This window comes from Pseudomonas sp. RGM2987 (assembly GCF_022952855.1).
GTDB lineage: Bacteria > Pseudomonadota > Gammaproteobacteria > Pseudomonadales > Pseudomonadaceae > Aquipseudomonas.
In genome coordinates, this window is sequence record NZ_JALJDX010000073.1 from 1 (window position 1) to 7,158 (window position 7,158).

General features: G+C 62.5%; 8 protein-coding genes. All 8 read right to left on the reverse strand.

Annotated features, from left to right (window positions below; genetic code table 11):
- Positions 1–64: 64 nt before the first annotated feature.
- The 8 genes from RGM2987_RS00835 to RGM2987_RS00870 all read right to left on the reverse strand — a co-directional run bounded on the left by RGM2987_RS00835 (position 65) and on the right by RGM2987_RS00870 (position 6,800).
- Positions 65–982 (reverse strand): sugar kinase, encoded by a 918-nt coding sequence (locus RGM2987_RS00835; RefSeq protein ID WP_245138221.1) that lies wholly within the window; start codon positions 980–982, stop codon positions 65–67.
- Between the two features lie 153 nt (positions 983–1,135).
- Positions 1,136–2,353, reverse strand: coding sequence for an amino acid deaminase (locus RGM2987_RS00840; protein WP_245138222.1), 1,218 nt, complete (start codon positions 2,351–2,353; stop codon positions 1,136–1,138).
- Between the two features lie 41 nt (positions 2,354–2,394).
- Positions 2,395–3,159, reverse strand: coding sequence for an IclR family transcriptional regulator (locus RGM2987_RS00845; RefSeq protein WP_245138223.1), 765 nt, complete (start codon positions 3,157–3,159; stop codon positions 2,395–2,397).
- Positions 3,160–3,360: 201 nt separating this feature from the next.
- Entirely contained in the window at positions 3,361–3,750 is a 390-nt protein-coding gene (locus RGM2987_RS00850; protein ID WP_245138224.1) for a RidA family protein, read from the reverse strand.
- A 24-nt stretch (positions 3,751–3,774) separates the two neighbouring features.
- Positions 3,775–4,566: an amino acid ABC transporter ATP-binding protein gene (locus tag RGM2987_RS00855; protein WP_245138225.1), complete on the reverse strand. Its 792-nt coding sequence runs from the start codon at positions 4,564–4,566 to the stop codon at positions 3,775–3,777.
- The gene (locus RGM2987_RS00860; protein WP_245138226.1) at positions 4,563–5,225 is read right to left on the reverse strand and encodes an amino acid ABC transporter permease; all 663 of its coding nucleotides are present in this window, start codon (positions 5,223–5,225) and stop codon (positions 4,563–4,565) included. The genes RGM2987_RS00855 and RGM2987_RS00860 overlap by 4 nt, the downstream gene beginning before the upstream one ends.
- Positions 5,226–5,234: 9 nt before the next feature.
- Positions 5,235–5,897 (reverse strand): amino acid ABC transporter permease, encoded by a 663-nt coding sequence (locus tag RGM2987_RS00865; protein WP_092327511.1) that lies wholly within the window; start codon positions 5,895–5,897, stop codon positions 5,235–5,237.
- A gap of 54 nt (positions 5,898–5,951) precedes the next feature.
- Positions 5,952–6,800, reverse strand: coding sequence for a transporter substrate-binding domain-containing protein (locus RGM2987_RS00870; protein WP_245138227.1), 849 nt, complete (start codon positions 6,798–6,800; stop codon positions 5,952–5,954).
- Positions 6,801–7,158 lie beyond the last annotated feature (358 nt).

The following is a 7,158-nucleotide window of genomic DNA, read 5'->3' on the forward strand; positions in this document are numbered from 1 at the left end:
GACAGATGTTGGCTGACACACCGCCTTCGCGAGCAAGCCCGCTCCCACAGGGTGTGGGGTGTTTTCAGTCCTTGGGTATCAACGCCCCCGGCACCTGAATCACCCGGCTCGCCAGCAAATGCCCCGCCTCGGCCGCCTCGGTCGGGCTACCACCGAGTAAGCGACTCGCCAGGTACGCAGCGCTGAATGAATCCCCCGCCGCCGTGGTGTCCACCACGCATTCGACCCGCAGGGCGGGCACTTCGTAAGACTGACCATCGCAGCGGATCAAACAGGCCTCGGCGCCGCGCTTGAGCACCACCTCGGGCGTGCCGAAGCGCTCATAGGCGGCGAACACCGCCTCTGTGTCGGCATGCCCGAACAACGCCTGCTCGTCGTCCACCGTCAACAGCGCCAGTTCCACGTATGGCAGGACGCTGCCATACGCCGCGCGGGCCGCCTCGACTGACGCCCAGAGCCTGGGCCGATAGTTGTTGTCGAACACCACCTGCGCCCCGCGGCGCCGCGCTTCGACCAGGGTTTCGATGAGCCTGTTACGTCCTTGTTCGCCGAGCACCGCCAGGGTAATGCCGCTGAAATACAGCACGTCGTAATCCACCAGCGCCGCCAGGATCGGCGCGGCAGCCGGCATGGTAAAACAATCGCGTACCGCCGCCTCGTTGCGCCAGTACAAGAAGCGTCGCTCCCCGGCTGCGTCGGTCTGGATGCAGTACAAACCCGGCAAGCGCCCGGGCAAGCGCTGGACCCGATCCAGGCCGATGTTTTCCTCGGCCCAGCCGTGGCACATGGCGTCGCTGAAACTGTCATCGCCCAGGGCGGTAACGTAATCCACCGCGCCCCTGTCGCCCAAGGCGCGGGCCAGGTACACCGCCGTGTTCAGGGTATCGCCTCCGAAGCTTTGTTGCAGGCCGCCGTCGGCGCGTTGTTGCAGTTCGATCATGCACTCGCCGATCAGGGCGATGCGGTGTTTTGGTTTGCTCATGGGGGTGTCCTGATAGCTTCGTGGTGGTTTGCAGGACGCCTTCGCGAGCAAGCCCGCTCCCACATTTGGGCAGTTGCGAACACAAGATCCGTCCGCTAAAGATCCCCTGTGGGAGCGAGCCTGCTCGCGATAGCCGCGACTCGGTCTCAAGCCCTAGAAACAAGTCTCCATACTCTCAACCACCCGCAACCCCTCATCCACCAGGCACCCCACCCGCCACTTGTCAAAGGTCAGGCACGGATGGGAAGTCCCAAACGCAATGACATCGCCGACGCGCAGCTCAACCCCCGGCGCCACGCTCATGAACGCATGCTGGTCCATCACCGCCGTCACCTTGCAGCCGCTCACGTCATCCCCCGCCGCCGCATCGGCACCGGCCTTGTAGCGCTTGAGCGGAACCGGCAGCCCGGCGTCGTAGGCCACGTCGCGCTTGCCCAGGGCAATCACCGCGAAGCCCGGCTCCGGCAGCGATTGCACATGGGCCCAGACTTCCAGGGCCGGGCGCAAACCTTCGTGCAGGTCGCTGCGGCGTTCCAGCACACAACACTGGGCTTCTTTGTAGATGCCATGGTCGTGAGCCACATAACTGCCGGGGCGCAGCACACTGAGGAAACGCCCCTGGGCGTTCTGGGTCTCGAAGGACTCGGCGATCAGGTCGTACCAGGCCGAACCCGAGGCGGTGATGATCGGCTTGTCGATGGCAAACGCACCGCTGTCCTGCAACTGCACCGCCAGGCGCACCAGGGACGCGGCGAACCCGCGGATGCCGCTGACGGCGTGGTCACCGTGGATCACCCCTTCATAGCCTTCGATACCGGTCAGCGCCAGCGCCGGCTGTGCGCCGATCGCCTCGGCCAGCGCCAGCACCTCGGCCTCGGTCCGGCAACCACAACGGCCACCCACCACACCGTATTCGATCATCACATTGAGCTTCAGACCGCGAGCGGCAAAGAACGCCCCCAGGTCGGCCACGTTGTCGGGGTGATCGACCATGCAATGGAATTCGAACGTCGGGTCGACCAGCAGATCGGCGACCAGCGCCATGTTTGGCCCGCCGACCAATTGGTTGGCCATCAGCACCCGGCGCACGCCATGGGCGTAGGCGGCACGGGTCTGCACCGCAGTGGCAAGGGTCAGGCCCCAGGCGCCGGCCTCGAGCTGGCGGCGAAACAGCGTCGGGGTCATGCTGGTCTTGCCGTGGGGCGCCAGTTCGGCGCCGCTGTCGCTGACGAACTTTTGCATCCAGCGAATGTTGTGCTCCAGCGCCTCGCGGTGCAGCACCAGCGCCGGCAGGCTGACATCGCGCAACAGATGAGCACCGACGCTGGCGGCGCCCTTTTCCACCTTGGCGTTATGAATGGCAGAAGACATGTTCGAACTCCTCACGCACGGCCGCGAACAGCCGTGGTTATCTAATCATTGATGCGCCGGGCCAGGTTGTTGGCGCTTTCGATCAGCACCCGGCGATAGTCGGCGTAGTTGTTTTTGGCGTCGGCCCGGGGGGCGACGATGCACAGGGTCGCGATGGCGACGCCATTGGGGTCTTTGACCGGCGCGGCGAAACAGTGGGTGAAGGTGTCGGCCACGCTGTCGAACGAGAAGAATCCATCGAGACCGGCCTGGCGGATTTCCTTGAGAAACCGCTCCAGGGGCAGGCGTTCGCCGTCCGGCAGGATGAAGTCGTCAGGGTCGATCAGGTCGACGATCTGCTGGTCGCTCAAATGCGCCAGCAGCAGGCGACCGGAGGCGGTCCAGGGGATGGGGGCGTTTTCACCGATGTCCGAAGAAATGCGGAAATGCCGCTCGCCCTCTTTCATCAAGGCCACTGTGTACTTGCGCCCGTTGAGCAGGCACATCTGGGCGGTTTCGTGGGTCTGGCTGACGATCTCCTGCAGGGCATGGTCGGCCTCGCGGCTCAGGTCGAAATGCCGCAGGTGCGCCTGCCCGAGGAAATACAACTGGCGCCCCAGGTAGACGTGGCCATCCTTGCCCACGGGTTCAAGGATGCGCCGCTCCAGCAGCGAGGCCACCAGTTCATAGACCGTGGATTTGGGGCTACCGATGCCACTGGCGATGTCGTTCGGGCGCAGCGGCTGGCCGATCTCCTTGAGGAAATCGAGGATATCGAACGCCCGATCCAATCCTCGGGCCCGGCGTTTGATGGTGTCTTCGGTCATGACTTCAATTCCTGGTAATGCCACTTAAGGTGCCTGTAATTCATTGTGGCAAGGGAGCTTGCTCCCGCTCGACTGCGCAGCAGTCGTCTGTCGCTATTCAGGGCCTGCGTCGCAGGCCAGCGGGAGCAAGCTCCCTCGCCACAGAAATGTGCTCACCACGATGAATCAAACCGGTCCCGAGTGGCAATGCTGCACCTGGCTTCAGCCTTTCTTTTTGTAGGCAATGCAATCGATCTCAACCTTGCAATCGACCATCATGCTCGCCTGCACACAGGCCCGGGCCGGGGCGTGTTCGGGGCTGAAGTATTCGCCGAACACCTTGTTGAAGCTCCAGAAATCCCGCGGGTCGTCCAGCCACACGCCGCAGCGCACCACGTCCTCCAGGCCATAACCGGCTTCCTCGAGAATGGCGATCAGGTTCTTCATGGTCTGGTGCGTCTGCTCGACGATCCCGCCGACAATGATCTCGCCGTTCACCGCCGGCACCTGGCCGGACACGTGCAGCCAGCCATCGGCCTCGACGGCACGGGCAAAGGGCCGTGCCTGGCCGCCGCCCGCGGTGCTGCCGGTGCCGTAGCGTGTAATGCTCATGGGTGGTTCTCCTTGTTCAATGGATTAGAAACGAGTGTTCTTGAGAAACTCCGCCAGACGCGGAGATTGCGGGCGCTCGAACAGTTCTTTCGGCGAGCCCTGCTCTTCGATGCGGCCCTGGTTCATGAACACGATCTTGTCCGACACCTCGAAGGCAAAGCGCATCTCATGAGTGACCAGCAGCATGGTCATGCCATCCTCGGCCAGGCCCTTGATGACGTTCAGCACTTCGCCGACCAATTCCGGGTCCAGGGCCGAGGTGACTTCGTCGAACAGCATCAGGCTGGGGTTCATTGCAATGGCGCGGGCAATCGCCACGCGCTGTTGCTGGCCGCCGGACAACTGACCGGGAAAATGATCGCGGCGTTCCAGCAGCCCGACCCGCTCCAGCCACTTCTCGGCCAGGGCCACCGCTTCGTCCTTGTGCAGTTTTTTCACCTTGAGCAGACCCAGGGTGACGTTCTGCAACGCGGTCAAATGGGGGAACAGGTTGAATTGCTGGAAGGCCATGCCGGTCATGGCCCGGTGCCGGGCGATGACTTTCTCGGGATGGCGTACACGCTTGCCGCCAACGTCGTCATAGCCGATGGACTCGCCATCGAGCACGATCTGGCCGCCCTGGAATTCCTCCAGCATGTTCACGCAGCGCAACAGCGTGGTCTTGCCCGAGCCACTGGAACCGATCAGCGTGACCACGTTGCCGCGCTGCATGCTCAGGTCCACGCCCTTGAGCACTTCCAGCGGGCCGTATTGTTTGCACAGGCCGCGAATGTCCAGCAGCGGTTGCGCGTTCGAAAGGTTGGAAACTTCACTCATGGCAAGGCCACCCGCTTTTCAATGTGCCGCCCGAGCAACTCGATGGCGTAATTGATGATGAAAAAGAGAAAACCGGCGAACAGGTAGAACTCCAGGGTCATGAAGGTCCGGGCGATGATTTGCTGGGTACTGAGCAGCAGTTCGGCGACGCCGATCACCGACAGCAGGGTCGACGCCTTGACGATCTCGGTGGAGGAATTGACCCAGGTCGGCAGGATCTGCCGCAACGCCTGGGGCAACAGCACATTAGCCAACGCCTGGAAAAACGTCAGGCCGATGGCCTGGCTCGCTTCCATCTGCCCACGCGGCAGCGCCTGCAAGGCACCGCGCACGATCTCGGCCACGTGGGAGCCGCAAAACAGCGTCAGGCCCAGGACCCCGGCCTGGAACGCGCTGATCTGCCAGCCCAGGGCCGGTGCCATGTAGAAGCAGGCCAGCACCAGCACGAACACCGGTGTGCCGCGAATCAGGTCGACGTAGAAGCGAAACGGCGCGCGCATCCAGGTCCGGCCGTAAGTCAGCACCAAGCCTGCAAAGAGGCCGATCAGGGTGCCGAGCAAAATCGCCAGCAGCGAACACTGCACGCTGGTCAGGAAGCCCGCCCACAGAGTGTCCCGGGCGACCCACAACTCATGCAACCAACTGGGGGATTCGTACATGGAACGCTCCTAACGGCGGATCGCCAGGCGTTGCTCGAAATACCGCAACACCATGGCAATGAGGTAACAGGCCGCGACATACAGGGCCGTGGTCACCAGCCAGGTTTCGATCACCCGGTAGCTCTCCACGTTGATCTTGCGGGCGTAATAGGTCAGCTCCGGCACCGCAATCGCGGCCGCCAGGGAGGTGTCCTTGAACAGCGAAATGAAGTTGTTCGACAAGGCCGGCAGCACGTTGCGCAACATCACCGGCACCGTGACATACGCCTTCACCTGCCACTCGCCCAGGCCAATGGCGAGCCCCGCTTCGCGCTGCCCTTTGTGAATGCTCATCAACCCACCCCGGAACACTTCGGTCAGGTAGGCCCCGGCATAGAGCGACAGGGTGATGACGAACGATGGCAGCTTGTCCAGGCGAATACCCAGGCTGGGCAAGGCGAAGTAGATCAACAGGATCAACACCAGGATCGGCGTATTGCGGATCACCGTGACATACACCGATGCCAGCACCCGCAAGACGCGATGCTTGCTGAGCAGCGCGAAGGCCATCGCCAGGCCGATCACGCAACCGATGGCGATCGACACCAGCGCCAGGGACAGCCCCAGGCCGAGCCCCGCCAGCAGCGTGTCGAAATCGCGCCAGACGGCGGCAAAGTTCAACTGATAATTCATGGTTCGCAGTACCTGCGCCGGAGCGCCCTGAAACGGCGCTCCGGGCTCACGGGGTCATTTGAATTCGACAGGGAAACCGATGGCCGGCGACGGCAATTCGACGCCGAACCATTGCTTGAACGACGCGGCGTAGGTGGGGAATTCCACGCCAGTCATGGCCTCATGCAAGGTGGTGTTGACGAAGTTCAGCCAGTCCTGGTCGCCGCGCTTGACCGCGCAGGCGTAGGTTTGCGGGCTCCAGGCGTAGGCCGGGCTGCGATAGCGCCCGGGGTTCTGCACCATCAGATACTTGACCGAAGACTGGTCGGTGGCAGCGGCATCGGCGCGGCCGGAGTTCACTGCCTGGTACATCAAATCGACGCTGTCGTACTGGTCGACCTTGGCCTTGGGCAGTGCCTGGTGCACCAGCTCCTCGGCGTAGACGTTCTGCAAGACCGCCACGGTGACGCTATCACCGGCCGCCTTCAGGTCTTCGATTTCCTTGTACTTGCTGTTGGCCGGCAGCAACAGGCCAACCCCTTCACGGTAATACGGCAAGGTGAACGCCACCTGCTGCGCGCGGCTGGCGGTGACAGTGATGAACTGGCAGCTCATGTCGACCTTGTCGGTCAGCAGGTTGGGAATCCGCGCATCGGAAGACTGCACCACGAATTCGACTTTCTCCGGGTCGTTGAACAACCCCTTGGCGACCATCCGGGCAATGTCGATATCAAAGCCCTGCAACTTGCCATCCGCTCCCTGGAAGTGCCACGGCGCATTGGTACTGCCCGTGCCCACAATCAATTTCCCGCGTTGCAGCACGCTGTCCAGCTTGCTGTCGGCCGCCTGAGCGACACCAACCGCAGCCATCGTGGCCGCGAAGAGAAAAACACACGCTTTGAACAAGGAAGGTCGGCGTTGCATGGCAAGCACTCCAGGATGGGTTTATTCCGCTATACCGGAACATGGTATGTAACAACGGAATAGACAGCAGAAAGTGTGCCACAGGCTGGATGAGCATGGGTGGGAAAAAAGGAATGTGAATGGAATCAGCAGGATGGGGAAATCAGCTGTGGGGGAAAGGCTTGGATGGTTTCCGGCGTTTGCTACCGTTGGCTACGACAGGCGAGTAAAAGGGCCCCAAACCAGTGCCGCACCGTGCTCTCGGTGGGAGCGGGCTTGCTCGCGAAAGCGTCCGACCAGGCGCCTCTAATTCCGGCTCATCACGCCTGGTCAATATGCCGATACTCAGCACCTAACCCCAGCGCCAACTGCCGGCCCC